The 20417-nt window shown below is 44.4% G+C and carries 12 protein-coding genes and 1 pseudogene; 11 read left to right on the forward strand and 2 right to left on the reverse strand.

Annotated elements, in window-relative coordinates; genetic code table 11:
- The first annotated feature begins 204 nt into the window (after nt 1-204).
- The 7 genes from K7397_RS09840 (at nt 205) to K7397_RS09870 (ending at nt 9385) form a co-directional block, all read left to right on the forward strand.
- The gene (locus K7397_RS09840) at nt 205-1386 is read left to right on the forward strand and encodes a PP2C family protein-serine/threonine phosphatase (RefSeq protein WP_223067777.1); all 1182 of its coding nucleotides are present in this window, start codon (nt 205-207) and stop codon (nt 1384-1386) included.
- Nucleotides 1376-5053, forward strand: coding sequence for a response regulator (locus K7397_RS09845; RefSeq protein ID WP_223067778.1), 3678 nt, complete (start codon nt 1376-1378; stop codon nt 5051-5053). The genes K7397_RS09840 and K7397_RS09845 overlap by 11 nt, the downstream gene beginning before the upstream one ends.
- A 144-nt stretch (nt 5054-5197) precedes the next feature.
- Complete coding sequence (locus K7397_RS09850; protein ID WP_420488772.1) at nt 5198-6001, forward strand: CheR family methyltransferase; 804 nt, start codon at nt 5198-5200, stop codon at nt 5999-6001.
- Between the two features lie 38 nt (nt 6002-6039).
- Nucleotides 6040-7710: a response regulator gene (locus K7397_RS09855; RefSeq protein WP_223067779.1), complete on the forward strand. Its 1671-nt coding sequence runs from the start codon at nt 6040-6042 to the stop codon at nt 7708-7710.
- 97 nt (nt 7711-7807) lie between these two features.
- A complete protein-coding gene (locus tag K7397_RS09860; protein ID WP_223067780.1) occupies nt 7808-8146 on the forward strand; it encodes an STAS domain-containing protein in 339 nt (112 codons plus the stop codon).
- A gap of 19 nt (nt 8147-8165) precedes the next feature.
- The gene (gene rsbW, locus K7397_RS09865) at nt 8166-8618 is read left to right on the forward strand and encodes an anti-sigma B factor RsbW (RefSeq protein ID WP_223067781.1); all 453 of its coding nucleotides are present in this window, start codon (nt 8166-8168) and stop codon (nt 8616-8618) included.
- Nucleotides 8615-9385: a sigma-70 family RNA polymerase sigma factor gene (locus tag K7397_RS09870; RefSeq protein ID WP_223067782.1), complete on the forward strand. Its 771-nt coding sequence runs from the start codon at nt 8615-8617 to the stop codon at nt 9383-9385. Before rsbW ends, K7397_RS09870 begins: the two co-directional genes overlap by 4 nt.
- A 123-nt stretch (nt 9386-9508) precedes the next feature.
- On the opposite strand, the pseudogene K7397_RS09875 reads toward K7397_RS09870, so the two are convergent.
- Both K7397_RS09875 and K7397_RS09880 read right to left on the reverse strand, forming a co-directional pair.
- Nucleotides 9509-9742, reverse strand: a pseudogene (locus K7397_RS09875) (DUF5665 domain-containing protein); the annotation flags it as partial.
- Between the two features lie 92 nt (nt 9743-9834).
- Nucleotides 9835-10239 carry a YtxH domain-containing protein gene (locus tag K7397_RS09880; RefSeq protein ID WP_223067784.1) on the reverse strand — a complete coding sequence of 135 codons (405 nt, stop codon included), beginning with the start codon at nt 10237-10239 and terminating at the stop codon, nt 9835-9837.
- A 579-nt stretch (nt 10240-10818) separates the two neighbouring features.
- On the opposite strand from K7397_RS09880, the gene K7397_RS09885 reads away from it, so the two are divergent.
- The 4 genes from K7397_RS09885 to K7397_RS09900 all read left to right on the forward strand — a co-directional run bounded on the left by K7397_RS09885 (nt 10819) and on the right by K7397_RS09900 (nt 20181).
- Nucleotides 10819-11745, forward strand: a complete 927-nt coding sequence (locus K7397_RS09885; RefSeq protein ID WP_223067785.1) for a hypothetical protein — start codon at nt 10819-10821, stop codon at nt 11743-11745.
- A gap of 220 nt (nt 11746-11965) precedes the next feature.
- Complete coding sequence (locus tag K7397_RS09890) at nt 11966-12907, forward strand: RHS repeat domain-containing protein (protein WP_223067786.1); 942 nt, start codon at nt 11966-11968, stop codon at nt 12905-12907.
- A gap of 279 nt (nt 12908-13186) precedes the next feature.
- Nucleotides 13187-19060 carry an RHS repeat-associated core domain-containing protein gene (locus K7397_RS09895; protein ID WP_223067787.1) on the forward strand — a complete coding sequence of 1958 codons (5874 nt, stop codon included), beginning with the start codon at nt 13187-13189 and terminating at the stop codon, nt 19058-19060.
- Between the two features lie 14 nt (nt 19061-19074).
- Entirely contained in the window at nt 19075-20181 is a 1107-nt protein-coding gene (locus K7397_RS09900; RefSeq protein ID WP_223067788.1) for an outer membrane protein assembly factor BamB family protein, read from the forward strand.
- Nucleotides 20182-20417: the final 236 nt, after the last annotated feature.

The raw sequence follows: 20417 nt of genomic DNA on the forward strand, positions 1-20417 counted from the left end.
ATAGCCATTATTCAAATTATAGATAAGGAATGGAAGCTTCCATGCTTCCATTCCTTATCTGTGTTTTGGATCATTTTTGAAACTTGTGTCATTTGAGGGGCGAAAAGGTATTATTTTGGCGAGTAAATTAGCTGAAGTGGTATAGTTATTACAAGAGTCTCAAGCGGAAGCTATAGAAGCGCGATAGCTTATAAGGAGAGGTTTATGAGAATACTAATTGTAGATGACAATCCGACAAACTTGATTATTATCAGGGAAATATTAAAGAAAGAAAATTACCGCAACGTTACTTCCGTATCCTCCGCGCATGAAATGCTGCTTGAACTTGGGGTTGGGGGTGGAGAAGATCTAGCCTCCCGGAAGCCTGCGGCTTCCCCCATCGATTTGATTCTTCTGGATATGATGATGCCTGAGATGGACGGCATTGAAGCATGCCGGATCGTTCAGCGCTATGAACACCTGAAAGATATCCCGATTATTATGGTGACGGCCGTCGGAGATTCCAAGAAGCTTGCCGAAGCGCTTGATGCCGGGGCTGTAGACTATGTAACGAAGCCGATCAATAAAGTCGAGCTTATGGCCCGCATCCGTCTGGCGCTCAGACTGAAGCAGGAGAAAGACTGGCATAAAGAACGCGATCAACGGATTCAGGAGGAATTAAAGCTGGCCGCACTCGTCCAAAATGCGGTATTGAGCTCCCCGATTACGGAACGGGAATTTGCGGTGGATGCTTTGTACAAGCCTTCTTTCGAGCTGGCCGGAGATTTATATGCCTGGTACCCGCTCGGCGAGGGCCGTTATGGCATTATTTTGCTGGATATGATGGGACACGGCATCTCATCGTCGCTGTTCTGCATGTTTATAGCTTCCGTGCTGAAAGATACGGTGAATACGTATGTCGATCCGGAGAAGGTGATTCAGGAGCTTAACCGCAGGTTCAGCCAGCTCCACATCGAGAATCGGCTCGTGCAGTATTATTTTACCGCTATCTATATGGTGGTGGATACCAGGTTCAAGCGGATCGATTATGTAAACGCCGGACACCCGCCCGGACTGTTCTATCATGAAGACGGAACTGTGGAACAGCTGTCGACTGTTTGCGCGCCCGTAGGGCTTTTTGACAAAATTGAGGTGACGCCAAGAACCTTGTCCTATGAAGGGGAGGGCCACATTGTGCTCTATACCGATGGGCTGCTGGAAGCTGTTGAGGGGGATCAGGACACCCAGATTGAATATTTGACAAACCGGCTCCGCGGCAGACACCGGATGGACAAGGAGGAGCTGAAACGGTTGTTTTTTGACGATAAGACCGTACAGGAACGTGAAGACGATAAATGCCTGGTATGGATATCGCTAAAAAAAGGGGAGTCGTCTCATGAAAATTAGGAACAAGCTGCTGATTGGCTTCAGCATGCTGATCGCCATCCTGCTGGCGCTGACTTTCATCAGCTATGACCGGATGAAATATATGAATGACAGGCTTGATCAGGTGTATCATGAGCGGTACATGAAGGTCCGAAATTCAGGAAGTATGCGTACGCCGGTCAATGAAATAACGAAACAGATGGCGAACATCATGCTGAGTCCGGCCGTTTCGTTGGATGACAGCCAGGCTGCGGTCAACAAGCTCAGGAATGAAGCGAATAAATATTTGCAGGACATTTACGATTCCGATCTGGAAATTGACGAGCGCCTTATCGTTCAGAAGGTGAGAGACTCCTGGAATAATTACTCGGCTTATTTGGAGAAACAGTTTATTTTGCTGAAGAACGGGGACGTCGGCAAGGCCAATGCTTACCGTAATGCAACCGGCATAGCTGTGCAGGACAATCTGCTCGACAACCTGAACTCTCTTTCTACCTATCAGGACCTTAAAATCGACGAGGAAGTCGAGAATGCGAATCAGGCCTACCAGAATTCGCTGCAGATGACCATTGGAGTCATGACCGCGGGATTGCTGCTTGCGCTGGGCATCATTGTCTGGGTGCTGCCGAGTATTACAAAGGGATTGAATACGGTGCAGCTTATGATCCACAGCTTTGGCAAGAGCAAGTTTAAAGCGATCCGCAGGATGAGGGTCACGACGAAAGACGAGATCGGAATGATCGCCAGAGTATTTCAGCAGATGGCCGAGGACCTGGGCGAGAAGCAGGAGCTGGAGCGAAAGTTCGCTCAGAACCAGAAGGAGCAAGCCTGGATCAGTTCCAACCTGGCCCGTATTACCGACCTGTTTCATGGGGTTAATTCCATGGAGCAGGTTTCGCAAATGTTCATCAGCGAATTTACCCCGATGCTCGGGGGCAAACTCGGGGCCCTGTACATCTGTGATGAAGCCAAAAGTCCTGGCGGACTTTATTTGGCGGGGGCTTACGGAATGGATCAGGATGCACGCCCCAGAAGAGAGTTTAAGCTCGGCGAAGGGCTGGTGGGACAAGCAGCCGTCGATAAAAAACCGATCAGGCTGAGCGAAGTGCCGGAGGACTATATCTCTGTACGCTCGGCTACCGGGGAGAGTGTTCCGCGGGTCGTGATCATTCACCCGATCGTATTTGAAGAGGAACTGCTGGGGGTTGTGGAAATCGCCAGTCTGGATGAATTTACCAAGGTTGAGGAGCAGCTACTGAACGAACTGACAGCCAATCTGGGGGTTATCCTGAATAACATTGCCGGAAGACTCAAGATTGAGGAGCTCCTTAGAGATTCCCAGGCACTTACCGAAGAACTGCAGGCTCAGTCTGAGGAGCTTCAGACCCAGCAGGATGAATTGCGGCGTTCCAATGACAGTCTTGAGAAGCAGGCGGCTGCGCTTAAACGGTCCGAGGACCAGCTGCAGCGGCAGCAGGAGGAGCTGGAGCATTTTAATACCAAATTAATTGCCAAGACAAGGGCGCTCGAGGAACGGGTTCAGGAGGTTGAGGAAAAGAATCAGGAAATCGAGAAAACAAAAGATCAGCTTGAGGAGCAAGCGATGCAGCTGTCTTTGGCCAGCAAATACAAATCGGAATTTCTGGCCAATATGTCGCATGAGCTGCGCACGCCTCTGAACAGTCTGCTTATTCTGTCCCAGTTGTTGTCCGAGAACAAGGAGCATAATCTGACTCAGAAGCAGATGGAATATGCGCAGACGATTTATATGTCCGGATCGGACCTGCTCAAGATGATCGATGAAATCCTGGATCTGGCGAAAGTGGATGCGGGCAAAATGGAGATAACCCTTGAGTTTGTCCGCATGGAGGAGCTCGAACAATTTGCGGTTCAGAACTTCGGCCCGGTTGCGGAGAGGAAGCGGCTTGCTCTTGAAGTCAAGGTAGAAGAAGGAGTGCAGGGCCGGATCATGACAGACGGATACCGGGTGAAGCAAATTTTGCGCAATCTGCTGTCCAATGCATTCAAATTTACAAGCCGGGGTTCGGTAACCTTTACTATTGCGGACGCAGACAAGGATGAGTTGCCGTCATACCTTGATCAATCGGTCGATTATTTGGCATTTACGGTAAAGGATACGGGAATTGGTATTCCGCACGATAAAACCGAGCTCATCTTCGATGCGTTTCAACAGGTAGACGGAACGACCAGCCGCAAATACGGAGGAACCGGTTTGGGCCTGTCGATCAGCAGAGGACTCGCTTCACTGCTTGGCGGAGGGATTGGCCTGAGGACTGAAGAGGGCAAGGGAAGCGCCTTTACCCTGTATTTGCCGAAAGCTGAACAACCAAGCATACAAGGGGCCAAAGAGGAGGCGGCCGCTTCCCGGGAGATCACGGTTCAGGACAAGCCGGCTGGCTCGGAACGAGAGCCTGAACCTGTACATGAACCGGCTCTGCTCGCGGGCGCAGACCCGGATTTGTTCGAGGATGACAGAGAGAGCATCGAGCCCTCTGACCGGGTACTTCTCATCATCGAAGATGATATCCATTTTGCCAAGATTTTGCTGGATATGGCGCGAGACTATGGATACAAAACCCTAGTGGCCATGCAAGGCGATACGGGTCTCGAGATGGCGCATCAGTACTTGCCGGATGCGATCATTCTGGACATCCAGCTCCCTGTCATCGACGGGTGGTCCATTCTGAATGAACTGAAGAACAGCGCGGAGACCCGTCATATTCCGGTTCATGTCATTTCCGTTGTGGATGATATCAAACAGGGGTTAATGATGGGAGCAATCGCTTTTCTGAAGAAGCCATCCAGCCGGGAAGAATTGGAAGGCGCCTTCGCCCATATCGAATCGTATATAGAGAAGAGTCTGAAGCATCTGCTTGTGGTAGAAGACGACGAGACGCAGCGAAGAGCGATCATCGAGCTGATCGGTCATGACGATGTGGCCATCAAAGCCGTATCCACGGGCCAGGATGCGCTCGCGGAGCTGCACCGGCAGCATTATGACTGCATGGTCCTCGATTTGATGCTGACCGATATGACCGGTTTTGATCTGCTTGACCAGATCAGGGACGATGAGCATTTAAATGATCTGCCGATCATTATTTATACCGGCAAGGAGCTGGATAACAAAGAAGAAACCCGCCTTCGGAAATATGCCGAATCCATCATCATCAAAGACGTCAAATCGCCTGAACGGCTGCTGGATGAAACGACGCTCTTCCTGCATCGGGTCGAGGCGGACCTGCCCGAGGATAAACGCCGCATTTTGCGCAAGCTGCACAATAAAGAAACGTTATTTGAGGGAAAAAAAATTCTGCTTGTAGACGACGATGTCCGCAACGTATTTGCGCTGTCCAGCATTCTTGAAAGCTACAGGATGGAAGTCGTGTTCGCGGAGAACGGCAGGGAAGCGATTGAACTGCTGGAACAGCAGCGTGATTTTGACTTGATTCTAATGGATATGATGATGCCCGAAATGGACGGCTATGAAGCCATGCGCCGGATTCGGGAATTGAAGGAGTTCGAGAAGATTCCTATCATTGCGCTTACGGCCAAAGCCATGAAAGAGGACCGAGTGAAATGTATTGAAGCCGGGGCCTCCGATTACATGAAAAAACCGATCCAGACGGACCAATTATTATCGCTTATGAGAGTATGGCTGTATTCGTAAAGAACGAAACGGGGTAATAGAGGTAAGGATATTTAATCGGCACGAAAGTTTACATGGAATTGAGGTTGGATGATGACAGCAAGAGAGCCCTCGGAGGATGAAGACATTGATTTTTCTTCCGGCGCAGCCTCGGATGAGGTTGAGATGATCGAGATCGAATTGCTGCTGGAAGGCGTTCATCAGATGTATGGATATGATTTTCGAAACTACGCCCTTCCTTCCCTGAAACGGCGCATTTGGTATTCCGTGCAAGGGGAGAATCTAAGGACGATTTCCGCCCTTCAGGAAAAAGTGCTGCATGACCGGAGCTGCTTTGACCGTCTTGTACACAATCTCTCGATTCCGGTTACGGAAATGTTCCGCGACCCGATGCTTTTCCGGACTTTCCGGGAAAAGGTTGTGCCGATTCTTCGCACGTATCCTTATATTCGGATCTGGCACGCCGGGTGCTCCACGGGCGAAGAGGTTTATTCCATGGCCATTCTTTTGCATGAGGAGGGGTTAATCGATAAAGCCCGCATTTATGCGACGGACATGAACGACCGGTCGCTGGAGCAGGCCAAGGAAGGCATTTTCGGAATCCAGAAGATGCAGCTTTATACGAAGAATTACATCGAGGCTGGAGGCAGGCGCTCCTTCTCGGAATATTATTCGGCAAAATACAATTCGGTTATTTTTCAACCGTTTCTGCGGAAGAACATTATTTTTGCGGAGCATAATTTGGCAACAGACCGTTCGTTCAACGAATTTAACGTCATCTTTTGCCGGAATGTTATGATTTATTTTAATGAGAAACTGAGGAACAGAGTTCATGATTTGTTTTATCAAAGCTTAAGCCACTTCGGCATTCTCGTTCTGGGCGCCAAGGAATCGATTCATTTCACGGATTATGCAGGCTGTTATGAGCCGCTTGACAGGGCCGAGAAGATTTATCGCAAAATCAAATGATTCAGCTGGAGAACGCCGACTTTGTTTAGGAGGATCACATGGGGATAGAGGAACCGATTCATATTTTGTTGGTTGATGATCGTCCTGAAAATCTGCTGGCTTTGGAAGCTGTGCTGGAGAGCGAAGAGTACAATCTGGTAAAAGCAACTTCTGGGGAAGAAGCTTTAAAACACCTGCTGAAAAATGAGTTTGCCGTGATTGTCCTCGATGTACAGATGCCGGGCATGGATGGCATTGAAACGGCCAAGCTGATCAAGGCCAGAGATAAAACCAAGGATATTCCGATCATTTTCATTTCAGCCAACAGCAAGCAGGCAGAGCATTTATTTGCCGGTTACTCGGCCGGTGCGATTGATTACATGGTCAAGCCGTTCATTCCGCAGATTTTAAAATCAAAAATCGACGGTTTCGTCAGTATGTTCCGGACCAATCAGAAGCTGAAAACCCAGACCATGCTGCTCCATCAGAAGACGCAGGAGCTTGAGCGGACGAACCGGGAACTGGTGGAAGCCAAGGAAGCGGCCGAGATTGCCGCCAAAGCGAAGACGGAGTTTCTGGCCATGATGAGCCATGAAATCCGCACCCCGATGAATGGCGTCATCGGCATGATCGATCTCCTGATGGAGACGGATCTGAAGGAAGAGCAGAAAGAATATACCGAAATTATCCGCAGCAGCGCGCATTCGCTGATTTCGGTCATCAATGACATTCTGGATTTCACCAAGATGGAATCCGGCAAGATGGAACTGGAAGAGAGTCCTTTTGAGCTCAGGGCCGGCGTACAGGAAGTATTCAATTTGTTCTCGGCGGATGCGGGCCGTAAACATCTGGAGCTTGTCCATTTCATCGACGATGCCATTCCCGGTGTGCTGTATGGGGATATGGGGCGGCTTAGACAGGTGCTCATCAACCTTATTTCCAATGCCGTCAAGTTCACGGATCAGGGGGGCATTTATCTGGTTGTCCTCCCCAAGGAGGAGCATGGCAATCAGCTGACGCTTGAATTTACCATTAAAGACACGGGAATCGGAATTGCAGAGGACAAAAAGGACCGTCTGTTTCAGCCGTTCTCCCAGCTTGATTCATCCATGACGCGCAGGTATGGCGGGACAGGCCTCGGGCTTGCCATTTGCCGGACGCTCGTACAGATGATGGGCGGCGACATTCGAGCGGAATCGACGGAAGATAAGGGGGCAATCTTCTCCTTCACGATTGTGACCAGACGCTGTGAAGAAGAACCGAGGCCTCATCCATTCCACGACGAAAGGCAGAAACAAAAGCGGCCTGTACCCAAAGAACGCGTTCTGATTGCGGAAGACCATCCGATCAATCAAAAGCTGATCGCGAGCATGATCTCCAAGCTGGGATACGAGACGGATCTTGCCGAGAATGGGAAGCAGGCGGTCCAAATGGCCGTAACTCAAAGGGATTATTCCTATATTTTTATGGATTTGCACATGCCTGTCATGGACGGGCTCGAAGCCACCCGGCGGATTCGCAGGGAGCTTGTAGATGGCCATCATCCGGTGATTATCGCAATGACGGCCAAGGACATGGAAGGCACCAAAAGCCGCTGCCTGGAGGCCGGCATGGACGATTGTTTCTGCAAGCCTGCAAGTTTCGCCACAGTCAAGCAAATGCTGACGAAATATGCGGGCCGTCCCCATTCAGTAGTGGGGAATAAGCAGGCTATAGAAAGCACGAAGTAAACGATTTGGAAGAAACTATGTAAAGAGGCTTTGTTTCATACGGGGCTTTAAAAGGGTAAAGACTAAAGAAACCACATGGCCAGGGAGAGAGTGCCTTATGAATACAAATAAAAGCGAAAAATTTACAACTGCTACTCAAATGGACAATAGAACGTGCACCGTATTTTTAAACGGTGAACTGGATTTGTCGGTTGCTCCCGACTTTCGTCAGGTGATGGAACCGCTCGTTGAAAACGGCGATCTGGATTTGATTCTCAATCTGAAAGATTTGAAGTATATTGACAGTACGGGAATCGGAATCTTGTTGTCTATTCTCAAAGTAAGACATGGAATGAATGCGCAGTTTTATGTCCGCGAAGTGCCGGCACAAATTCAAAAGCTGTTTGATATGACAGGAATTGCGAAGTTCTTTGCCTCACAAGAGAATTCTCAATAAGGAAAGGATCGAAGAAAGTATGAAAGAAGAAATGCAGAAAGTACAATTGAATTTACCGGCGACTGCGGACTTTGTCGATATTGTCAGGTTAAATCTTTATGGCATAGCTTCCAAGATGGGCTTCTCTTACGAAGATATTGAAGATATGAAGGTTGCGATTTCCGAGGCCTGCAACAATTCCGTATTGTATGCCTACAACCACGAGGACGGCCTCGTTGGAGTTACCTTTGAAGTTAGTCCGGAAGCGCTGATCATCACGGTCAAGGACGAAGGGGAGAGCTTTGAATCGTATGAAAAGAGCGATGAAGGAGCGACTCTTCATGGCAAGGAGCTTGGTGAAGCGCCGATTGGAGGTCTTGGATTTTATCTGATGCAGGCGCTCATGGATGATGTCAGCGTGGTCAACGAATCAGGTAGAGGAACAACCGTTACCCTGACCCGAAAACTCACCCGAAGCGAGGAGAAAGTATGACGGATAAGCTGACTCCCCCCGAAGGTTTGAATGAGTCAACGGGATTGATATGGGAATACCAGCAGACCAAAGACAACGAAATTGCTACAATGTTGATCAGGAAATACGAGCCTATGGTGAAAATGGCTGCTGGCAAAATTGCCCGCAATCGCCCTGACTTATACGAAGACTTATACCAGGTTGGACAGATGGCGCTTATTAGATTATTGCAGCAGTATGATATTGAGCTGGGGATTCCTTTTGAACCCTATGCGATGAAAAGTATGATCGGGCATATGAAAAACTTTTTGCGGGACAAGTCCTGGTATATTCAGGTGCCGCGCCGGATCAAGGAAAAAGGAGCTCTGGTTCAGCAGGCAATCGATGAGCTGACGATTAAGCTCGAACGTTCGCCGGACGTCAAGGAAATTGCCAGTTATCTTGAACTGTCCGTAGAGGAAACGGTCGAAGTGCTGGCAGGCCGTGAATGCTATCATTACGTATCGCTGGATTCTCCACTTTCCCAGGATGAGAGTGCCGCCACGCTTGGCGAGCTGATCAGCTATGATGCGAACGACTACGACACGGTTGAGAAACGGATGGACCTCCAGCAGGCCATGAGCCAATTGAAGGAGCAGGAGCAGAAGGTACTGCTGCTTGCCTTCCAGGAGGGGCAGTCCCAGCGCGCCATTGCGCAGAAGCTGGGCGTTTCGCAAATGAGTGTCTCCCGAATTCAAAAACGGGCCACTGAAAAACTAAAGCAGATTATGTCAAACTCCGGGTTATAAGGAGGAGTGGAACATGATCGCAGCTTACCCTTGAAAGACACGTCATTTTTCATAAATGGACGTGTCTTTTTTCATAGGGAGCATTTTTAATGGAATGCGGACAAACAGGCTGATCCGCTAGCCGAGGAGAGCAAGCACAATCGCCGTGCCGACCGTAAGACCGAGACCCCTGGACAAGCCTGCGATAAAGTTGGAGATGACCCGCTTTCTCGGATTGGTATAGTTCTCGATTAAATCCAGGAACTCGGCTTTTTCCAAAGTATCGGCGATTTTGTCCAGACGCGTATTGAGACGCTTCACTTCATGCCGGAGTTCGAACGGATGCTCTTTCATGTCATAGGTTTTCGCCATGGTCATCCCTCGCTTTCAGGTTGCGGTTGCTAATGGACGGACAACAAATAACCAGCCGTAAGTTCAGCTGGCTATTTGTTAAGGGATCGCTCGGTTCTTTACTTGGTTTCCTTGGCAGCGCCGGCTGCCGTTTCTTGTACGTCCTTGGCTATATCGGCTTCCGCCTTTATCACTTCTTCGCTTCCCTCTTTGACTTCCTCAGCTGCATCAGCCGAGACTTCTTTAAGACTGCTCACGACCGTCTTCGTGCTGTCGCTGATCGAATGAGCCTTTCCGGTCGCATTCTGATAAAGGCTGACAGCCTTCTCCTTGGCGGCAGAGTACACGTCTTTAGACTTGTCCGCAGCGGTGCTGACTTTATCCGACAGATCGCTGCGAAGCTCGCGTCCCGTCTTGGGAGCGAACAGCAAGGCTGCCGCCGCGCCGATCAAACCGCCGATCAGGGCGCCTTTTACAAAGGCGGCGCCGCTTTTCACCGGGTATTCTTTTTCCGTGTTGCTCATATCAGATCACTCCTTAATTTAGTATATATTTTACAAGGCCCGGGCCAGAAGCCTGGAGATGAGGCTAAGGAAAATTCAGATCTTGCAGCCTCTTACGGCCAGAAAAAACCGTGCAGCCTCCGGTAACCGGACCAAAGTCCTGAAACAGCCGAGGACTGCCCTAGATCCCAAGCGTGAATCCAAAGGCGCATAGTAAAGAGAATTGCTTACTTCGTATATAAACGTGAAGTGGGGGGCGTGAAACAAAGGGGGATTAGTTAGGGTGGTTTGATCAGGGAGCGATATTAATTAAATTGCGGAAAAAGATTCAAAAAACAGGATATTTGTAGTAAATTAAGTAAATAGTTATAGCATTATTGAATTAACACTAGGAAAATGGATGCATGTTATTTGTGGCGTGAAAATTGCAAAATCTCATGAAGTGTTCTTGAAAGGAGTCGATTAGTGCAAAATAACTAATTTTTAAGGGGTTAGAAGTCGAAATCTAAAGAAGTATTGGAGGGCTGTTCGATTCTAGATTTATTTTTTTCTTATGCATTTAAGCTATCGTTTATATATTTCCAAAAGGAGTAAAAAAATATGAAAAAAGGTCTTAAATTAATATTTATTTCTTTGATTATGACCGTATTATTTATGCCTGATGTATACGGAGCCACATATACTTATCACTATGACTTAAATGGGAGGTTAACATATATAGAATCAACCGAAGGCCGTATTTACTTTCAATATGACTCAAACGGTAATCTGTTAAGAAAAGAACTAAAAGATCCATTAGGATTTGGAGTACTTGAATCCCCTGCAGTGGATCAAATTTACACCAATACTCTTTCTATAAAAGGATGGCATTTAGATAAAGCCGGTATAGAAAGCATCAAAGTTTATTTAAATAATGAGTTCAAAGGCTTAGCTACATACGGGCAGAGCAGAGAGGATGTATATTCGAAGTATCCTAATTATAATAACCATAATGCTGGTTTTTATTTCGATTTGGTACTGCCTAAAGAAAATAACAACTATGACCTAAAAGTGGTTGTAAGAAATAATAATGGCGAAGAGATGACCTATACCAAGTCTTTCAAGCAAGTCATCTTGGAACCAATCGGAGAAATAGAAACCCCTCAAGCTAATAGTACTGTCATCTACTATATAAATGGTGGGACTAATAATAATAGAATGACCATCACAGGCTGGAATTTGGAACTTGTAAGAATGAAGAAAATAGAGATTTATATTGACAACTATCTGGTTACCCCTATAAGCACCTCAATCAATCTCTATCGAAATGATATTTATAATCTACATCCTCTTTATGCCAATCAATACTCTGGTTATAGTGCCATAATCTCGACACCACAAGTATGGTTTGGAACAGAATCGAAAGAATTAAAGATAATTATAGAGGACGTAGATGGGCAAAGGACGACTTATATTGAAACGTTTACTGTAAAAGGATCAAGCAACATTATTATTACGGATCCCTGCACGACGAGGTGTGCCTCGTAATATGTATATGAAAGAAAGTGGATTTTTAATATCTTTCATGAGCCATTCTAAAAATATTTGATGGTCACTACACAGAAATCAGGGCATACAGATAACATTGAAGTGCTCTTCATGGATAGAAAAAGGATCAATCTTATCTTGAAAAAAATGGGGTTTTCAGTAGTACGTTGTTACAAATGTTGCATTTCTTATTTCAGAATATATTAAAGGAGCGATCAAAATGAAATTCAAAAGAATGAGGCTTTTAGTTGTGACATTATTTACGTTACTAACCGCATCATTGTACCCGTATAGTGCAGCGGCTGGAGAGGTAGGCAATATAACCTACGAATATGATAGTAATGGGCGTTTAAAGACTGCGACATATAATTCTGGCATGAGAGTTACTTACCTCTATGACCAAAATGGGAATCTAATTCAAAGAAAGTTAACTTTAATTCCAATAGGTTACTTGGATATCCCTATTGCTAATGCCGATTATTTATCAAATGAGGGTGTAGAAGTTAAAGGATGGTTTCTGAATGAGGGGGGCAATTCAAGAGTTGAAATTTATGATAACAACACGCTGATCGATACCATCACTACCTTTGTTGAACGTGAAGATGTTTATAATGCCTATCCTAAATATAACCTACATAATGCCGGTTTTGATAAAAGTTATACCTTTTCAAAAGGGACTCACGTGCTAAAAGTGATTGGCATTGGAAAAAATGGAGAGCAAACCGTTTTAACCCGAAGCTTTACAGTTTCACTACCTACAATTGGAGCTTTAGAAAGCCCTCTTGATAATGAGACGTTCAACTCAATATTCCTTCCCAAAAAAGATGACTATGACCTTCCTACAATATTTGTAAGCGGATGGTTTTTGAATGATCAGGGATTTTCTAAAATTGATTTTTATCTCAATAATGAGCTAGTTACTACTCTTAGTGCTCAATCTATTGTTTATTTTAAGAAGGAACGTCAGGATATCTTTGAGTTGCATCCAGAATATGGAGAAGTTAATAGCGGATTTTTGTATCCAATTGGAGTTACTGAAGCCGGGTCACAACAATTAAAAGTCGTATTTACGGGACTGGATGGAAAGCAACTAACCTTTACTCGGTTTTTTTTCGTTAAGAGCGGATCTTGGATTGAGGTTCCTGAGCCTCCTGCGATGTAAGATTAATAGCCATTAAAGCACATCACAGGCTCAACGCCTCAAACTAGTGGCGTTATTATTACTGCTTATTTTTTCATCTCTTCCAAACTTTAAAACACCCACTAGAGTATTCTTCAAAAAATGTACTGTTTAAACGATGGAGGCTAACTATTCCTTTGTCGAATGATTTTGTAAAAAACATTAATCTGCAGTGTATTGGATCTAGGGAGTAACGAAGTTTATTTGTATACACCAAGTGATTCTACACTAAAAAATCATATTTTTAGATTGGAGAATTCTATGATAAATCATAATTGGCTAAAGAAAATATTATCCATTATTCTAGTGTTTAGTATTTTACTTGGTATTGTTTCGGATATCGTTCCTCAAAAAACATATGCTAGTGATTTTGATGCTGCTGATCAAAGCACCATTCAGCGCATTGTTGATTTATTCGGCACATCGGAAGTCTTTATTCAACAATATTTAGACCAAGGCTATACACTTAAGCAAATTATTACTGCCTTTTATAAGGCACAGGAAGACCATACAAGCTTTGAGGAGGCACTAAAAAACTTATTTCCTTCAGAAGATAATCAGTCCAATTCCGTTACAAGTGAAGTGTACAGTGATTTGTCTTCACCATTATTAAATTTAGTGAATGTAGTTGAATCATCTAAGTCAAGTATTGTTCAAAACTATAACTTTTTTCCCGTTACTGAAGCAGTTTACGATCAGCCAAGTTCAGTTACAGACGACGTGTATGCAGATGATATGAGCGTGAAAATGATGGCTTTATCAGAACCTGAACAGCCACATATCATCGAAAAAGCACCCAACGTTAGCAAATCATCTTTTAACGAGGCTCCTTATTCGGTAGGAGATAATGGTGAATCCATCTCAAGCGTATCCGGTAGTCTTACATTGAAACAAACGGACGCGATGCTACCTGGAAGAAATGGAATGTCGTTCTCTCTTACAAGACAATATGATTCAAGTGCTTCTCAATTTTATGATATGGACTATGGATACAATACTTACACATATTCGCTCTATAAATACTTTGTTCAATTTAATGCGGTAAAAAAGGAAATATTAACTAGATATAATGTGAAATATCGTGAAAATAAATGGGTTCAGATGGATGAAGATGGCGATGGTATTGTGGATATGGAGACGGCCATTATAAGTTCCACAGTGAAAAACCTTGGGGTATATAATGCTCAAGAAGAGGCGAACGAGGCAGCTAGTCATCGATTTCAATATGAAATACCTGCACAAAGTATCACTGCAGATGCTGCAAGATACAGTAGTGATCCTAGCAGCTTTCCTTCCTATATTTACTATAATAGCGATGGGTTTAGTGGGAGCTTATACCCAAGCGGAACCCCATTTGTTATCTCAGGACAGTATACACCTGAAAGAACTATAACTGCTACAACACAATATTGTACAAGTTCAGTACCAGGGAAATATGACAGCCAAGGATATTGGGTACAAACAGGACAGGCAAGCACTTGTCCTGAGACGAAAACATCTGTTGTAGAAGGCTACACAATCACATTGACTCGTACCGTTGAAGTTCAGAAATCGTGTCCTTCGCCAAATCCGTCATCTGCAAACTATGTTTGCACCAAGTCATGGCTAGCGACATATAACGGTTCGAAGGTAATACCTCCAACGGATACTCGGAATTATCAGCAGAATTATAGAGGGACAGTCACCAAACCTGCAAGTGTATCGGACACGAAATATGAACCATGGGTTACATTATCTGATGGAGCAAGACAAAGGTACGCTTACAATGTAACTGAACTGCCTTGGGTAGAACCAGAACATTATGAGGGACCTGGCACAAATACTACGATTTCCACCGACGCTACTGAAAACTGGACGGATGTATACAATTTACAAAATCTTATTAACAGTAATCCAAATAAGTTTGTCGATTACTCTTATGAGGGGGACAAAGTTTACAGTATTTATACCTCTAGTTCGCCTAATGCAACTATACAATCCTTTCAATATGGCACGGGAACAGATCGAACCTATTATAATAAGACCACTCAGCCAATTGAGGAACTGATGTACCCTCTAGGCAAAGGCTGGTCTTGGCAGCTTCCTTACATTGAGACTAAAGAGAATAAAAAATATATGCATTTAGCTGAGGGTGGATCGTATGAAATCAGCGGTACTAGCTTAAAAGGCTATGATTGGGAAGGGCCTACCTTTAACAGCGATACATCGGTTACGGTAAACGGGGAAACGTCTGATTCCGTTTTAGTTTCGGCTGACGGCACTAAAAAGCAATATTTCACTGCTGACGGACGGATTCTTCAAATTTCCGATGCCTATAACAACTCTATTCAATTCAGTTATGAACAAAATGAAGCCTATGGCCGCAAACTTCTTAGTCAAGTCAAAGATGCAATAGGAAATACCATCAATATTACGTACTCTTCAACCAAGGTAACTGTCACTCAAGGAGATAAAACCGTAGTATATGATAAGCATACTCAGGATGGAGTTGAACTTTTAGACTCGGTAACGGACGAACTTGGCCGCAAAACAACTTTCTCGTATAAATTAGCTGCAGCCAAATTTAATTTGATGGCTTCTTACCCGGAGCGGGCTATTTCTAATCCTTATGCACTCATTACATCGGTTGTACATCCAACAGGTGCAAAGACCCTCTACGAATATGATGAGACCCCAGTAAGCAGGTACATTGGCGCGGACTCCGTAGACCAAGCTTACCGGATTCTTTCCCGTAAGGATCAAATTATCTATGAGAATGGCACAACAGAAGATTACAATCGGCAGACCCTAAGCTATACCTCTGATATGGGAATGAGTTATGGCCAAGATTTTACATTCTCAACGGTACTAAACAATGGTCTTACATCGACTACTTTGGAGTATAGAAAAGATTATATCGATGACAATACGCCGGCTCAGTTTTACGTGGATCGGTCACTTGTCAAAGCGGATGGAAAGGAACAAACCACAGCCTACTCCTATGCGAAAAAGGTAGGAAGTAGAGCTTACTTTGCTCCTGCGGCGACGGCTACATCCACGAGCGACAATTTATCAGGGAATACTTTAACGACCAGTACTCAATATGATGATTATGGGAATGTTACGCAGACAACCGATGAACGAGGACGAACGACAATCAATACGTATGATAGTGAAAAGCACTGGTTATTAAGTACAGTTACTGACGTTGCATCAAATGCTAAGGAATATAGTCAATTCACAAGGACACCACAAGGTGAAGTTGCTCAGGTTGTTGTCAAGAAAGACAATGCAGATGGCCCCATTCTTAAGCAAATAGATTATACATTTGATTCTTACGGCAATCCGGTAACTCAAACCATAGCCAATGGATCGAAAAGTATTACGACAACAACGGATTACAGTAGCACCTATAACTATGCCTTCCCAACGGGACAAAGTGTAACGGTAACGGATGTGGATGGACAAACCAATGTCATTTCTACATTAGCGGAATATGATTCGACGATGGGTCATATGACAGCTTTTGTGGATGGCAATCATCATCGAACGGATTATCAATATGATGCTTTAGGCCGTACGGTGAAGGTTGCTTATCCGGATGGTAACAGTTTGTCTGCTGCTTATGATGACCAACAGAATACAGTGACCATAACCGATGAACTTGGTGTTCAGTCATTAACCCGTTGGAATGCCTTAGGGGTTCAAACTGAACAAGGATTTTACAAAAATGGCGACTATGAGGTTACTCAGCGAATCGGGTATGATCCATACAGCAGACAAAGCTGGAGCGAGGACGCTCTTGGAAACCGGACCAGATACAGCTACGATTCATGGAGTCGATTAGCTTCAACGACTTTTGCGGATGGGTCCGCCAGCAATGTGAGCTATGACGATGCTTTAAGAACCGTGACTCAAACCGATGCAGAAGGTTACGCCAAGATCGAGAGCTATGATCCGTGGGGCCAGTTGTTAAAGACAGAAGAGAAGACGCAGCTGGATAGCATTCCAAAACTTTTACAACAAAACGTTTATGATAACGTCAGTGGGTTAGTGGTCAAGCAAATAGACGGTAACCAGAATACAACGCAATTTGCCTATGATAGCTTAGGGCAACTTATTACGGTGACGGATGCAAATGGTGATCAAACCCGATATGAGTATGATATGCTCGGGAACTTGACGAGAACGATAGACCCTGCAGGGAATGTAAAAGAAACCCGGTATGATGAACTTGGGAACAAAATTCTCACCATCGATAAGGCAGGTCAGCAGGCAAAAAGTTATTATGATCCAAACGGAAACTTGACAAAGCTAATTGATCGTAACGGAAATAGCTTCAGTTATCGTTATGACTTACGTGATCGTTTGATTCAAAGGGATAGCATAGACGGAAGCGTCAATTACACTTACGATGCTGCCGGGAAACGGCTGAGCATGACCGATAATACCGGTACAACGTCTTATCAGTATGATCCCTACACCGGTAATCTGGTCCAAACCACGTATCCAGATGGCCTTCAATTAACTGCCCAGTATGATAAAGCGGGCAATCGGACTGAAATGACCGGGCCGTTCGGCAATCACGTTTACTACTCGTATGATCCGCTTCATCGGCTGAAAACAGTGGGTACATCCACAAGTCAAGCCGATGCGGAATATAGCTACTATTTGAATGGTTTGCAAAAAGGAACGATTTCAAATAATGGGGTAGTAACCACAAATTCATATGATGGTGCGAACCTAACTGATATTCAGCAGGTTAGAGATCAGATCGGCCTGGCTAATTACCAGTATCATTATGATCCAAACCGGAATATTACGACTCGTGTACAAAATAACGCGGCAGATACGTTTACGTATGATAAAGTCAATCGCATAGCGACTTCATCGCCAGGAAACGAAACCTATACCTATGATAAGCAAGGCAACCGTCAGGTGTTGAGTTCAGATCGTATGCCTGACATTAAGGAAATAACCAATACCTTTGACTCAAGGGACCATCTTACGGATGTGACCATAAATGGCACGACTGTTCACTACCGGTATAATGGTGACGGGGTGTTGACCGAGCGCACGGACAGTAATGGTACATCACGCTATTACTATGACGGCGATCAAATCATTGCCGAAGCTAAAATTGTGAATGGACAACCCGAGCTTAAAGCGAACTACATCCGTGGGAAGAAGTTAGAGGCCATTGAGTACGCAGATGGATCAAAAGCTTATGTTCAAACGAATGGGCATGGGGATATTACGGAACTTCGGGATGCTTCAGGCAACATCCTCAACACGTACCAGTATGATATTTGGGGAAACATTTTAAGTAAAGACGAACAGGTGTATAACCCATTCCGTTACTCTGGCGAGTTGTGGGATGATACGACGGGACTGCAGTATCTTCGGGCGAGATGGTATGATCCTTCGATAGGGCGATTTATCAGTGAGGATACGTATGAAGGGGAGATTAATAACCCGCAGACGTTGAACTTGTATGCGTATGTGGAGAATAGTCCGCTAGTTTATACGGATCCAACAGGCCATATGGCAGTTGATGAACTTAACGGAATAGCTGCTCTCTATAGCTCAGGTATCTTGACTTCAGGAGAAGCATCGGCAGCAATAATTACGGCTAATAAAAAAGGCTTTTATACTGCATTCCATGAAATAGCCCAAGTTAATATCTATAAGCAACTTGTAAAAAAAGGTTACTCGCCTATACTTGAAAAATCAATACAATCTAATGAGAAGAATATTTTTGGTAAGTATAAGACGGTTGAGGCAGACGTTGTCGCGGGAATATATTTGTGGGAGGTTAAACCGAGAGGGGGGGCTTCAGCTAAAAAACAAATTGAAAAGTACACAGCTCTATCGGATTATGTACCTGGTCCTGTAACTCTTCTAAATACCATGACAGATATCCAAGTAGTAGGTAATATCTACATGGAAGTTGAATTTCCTTCAAATGGAGAAGCAAGATATTCGTTTTACCGTAAAGAAGTAGATAGTAGAGGAGTAGTACACATTTCGGAGGTGAAAACCAAAGAGGTTTATCACAAATTATATCTGGACTACGAAAAAAAACATTTGTTTGACCTCCCTTTAATACCAATACCAGGTTTAGCTCCAATTCCAATACCAATTCCTGCAGTTTAAAGGAGACAAAATGTATGGAACAGAACGGAATTTATCCAGCCAATTGGGGTTGGTCCAAACAATCTTCATTTACAGGACCTACCCAATTAGGTGTTGAAAAGTGGAAGGTCTCATTTGAGAACACTTTATCCATTTCAAGTCCCGTTATTGATCAAGAGGCCAATATTATTTTTGGAACTAATCGTGGGCAGTTAATTTGCATTAATAAAGATGGTGAGGTACTTTGGAAAAATCAAGTCACCAGTGGCAATATTATCGGCCCAACTATTAACTCTAGCAGAAGTTTAATCATTGTATCTAAAGAAAGCTCAGAGTCGGAATTAGTTATTTTAACATCAAGTGGCGAAGTCATAAAAAGATATAGATTCAATAATGAAGCTCACTATCCCCCTATCTTGTCTCAAAACGACGAGATATTAATTGCTACGTGGGACAATTTAATTAAATTTAATGCGGAAGGTGATCGTTTATGGCACTTTGCGTGTATGAATATCAGTTCTTGTCCCGTGATTGATGAAAGCGGGAATGTATATTTCACAAGCAGGGAGGATGGAGGAGTTTTAATTTCTTTAAATTCTGAAGGCCAGCTGTGTTGGAAGAAAAAGTTTGCTCCTTGTTTTTTAGAAGATGATCCTGTCATGGATACTTCCGGCAATATTTATTTAGCCGCAGCTAGGGAAGAGCCTCATCATGCTCTATTCTCTATCGACCAACAGGGAGAGATTAAATGGAAATTTGAGTTAACTAACGGTGGAATTATTGGTTCTCCAGCAATTAGCCAAGAGGGTCATCTAGTAATGGGAATTACGGGCTTTCAAATAGTCGCTTTAGATCTTAATGGTAATTTGCTGTGGCAGGCTAAAGTTGGTGAGATGATACAGTCTACTCCTATTTTGGACTCTCGAAATCAGGTTTACTTTTATACGCATGTAAAAAAGAAGAAAGTTACATCTAATTTGTGGTGCTACAACAGGCGAGGAAATCTGTTATGGAGTCAAAAGATTAACCATGCTTTGAATTGGTTTGGCTTCAGTCCGTATAATGGTTTAGTTACTAGGACAATTGATCCTGACACTTACTTGCTTGAATTAACCGCTTATTCTGTGGAAAAGAGTATTTAATTCATTACTGTACTTGCCAATAGTAGCTTGAAAATTTGTGAACAAAAAAAGTGCAAAGTGGCCTATGCCACTTTGCGGACTTTTTAATTAGGGAGAGTAAGACACGGTGTTGGACTTGGTGGTAGGCATACTTGATGAAACACTGTTTTTTCTGCCTGTGGTAGTGGTTGCAGGATCATCTTGCTAGTACGATTTTACTTATACTCTCGAGACGGTAACGCTTGGTTCCAAAAAGA

The sequence above is a fragment of the Paenibacillus caui genome (assembly GCF_019904135.1).
Classification (GTDB): domain Bacteria; phylum Bacillota; class Bacilli; order Paenibacillales; family Paenibacillaceae; genus Fontibacillus; species Fontibacillus caui.

What these genes read in the sequence shown, in the direction of transcription:
- K7397_RS09890 (WP_223067786.1), top strand. Translation starts at nt 11,966, where the DNA reads ATGAAATTCAAAAGAATGAGGCTTTTAGTTGTGACATTATTTACGTTA.
- K7397_RS09895 (WP_223067787.1), top strand. Translation starts at nt 13,187, where the DNA reads ATGATAAATCATAATTGGCTAAAGAAAATATTATCCATTATTCTAGTG.
- K7397_RS09850 (WP_420488772.1), top strand. Translation starts at nt 5,198, where the DNA reads ATGATCGAGATCGAATTGCTGCTGGAAGGCGTTCATCAGATGTATGGA.
- K7397_RS09855 (WP_223067779.1), top strand. Translation starts at nt 6,040, where the DNA reads ATGGGGATAGAGGAACCGATTCATATTTTGTTGGTTGATGATCGTCCT.
- K7397_RS09900 (WP_223067788.1), top strand. Translation starts at nt 19,075, where the DNA reads ATGGAACAGAACGGAATTTATCCAGCCAATTGGGGTTGGTCCAAACAA.
- rsbW (WP_223067781.1), top strand. Translation starts at nt 8,166, where the DNA reads ATGAAAGAAGAAATGCAGAAAGTACAATTGAATTTACCGGCGACTGCG.
- K7397_RS09885 (WP_223067785.1), top strand. Translation starts at nt 10,819, where the DNA reads ATGAAAAAAGGTCTTAAATTAATATTTATTTCTTTGATTATGACCGTA.
- K7397_RS09860 (WP_223067780.1), top strand. Translation starts at nt 7,808, where the DNA reads ATGAATACAAATAAAAGCGAAAAATTTACAACTGCTACTCAAATGGAC.
- K7397_RS09845 (WP_223067778.1), top strand. Translation starts at nt 1,376, where the DNA reads ATGAAAATTAGGAACAAGCTGCTGATTGGCTTCAGCATGCTGATCGCC.
- K7397_RS09880 (WP_223067784.1), bottom strand. Translation starts at nt 10,239, where the DNA reads ATGAGCAACACGGAAAAAGAATACCCGGTGAAAAGCGGCGCCGCCTTT.
- K7397_RS09840 (WP_223067777.1), top strand. Translation starts at nt 205, where the DNA reads ATGAGAATACTAATTGTAGATGACAATCCGACAAACTTGATTATTATC.
- K7397_RS09870 (WP_223067782.1), top strand. Translation starts at nt 8,615, where the DNA reads ATGACGGATAAGCTGACTCCCCCCGAAGGTTTGAATGAGTCAACGGGA.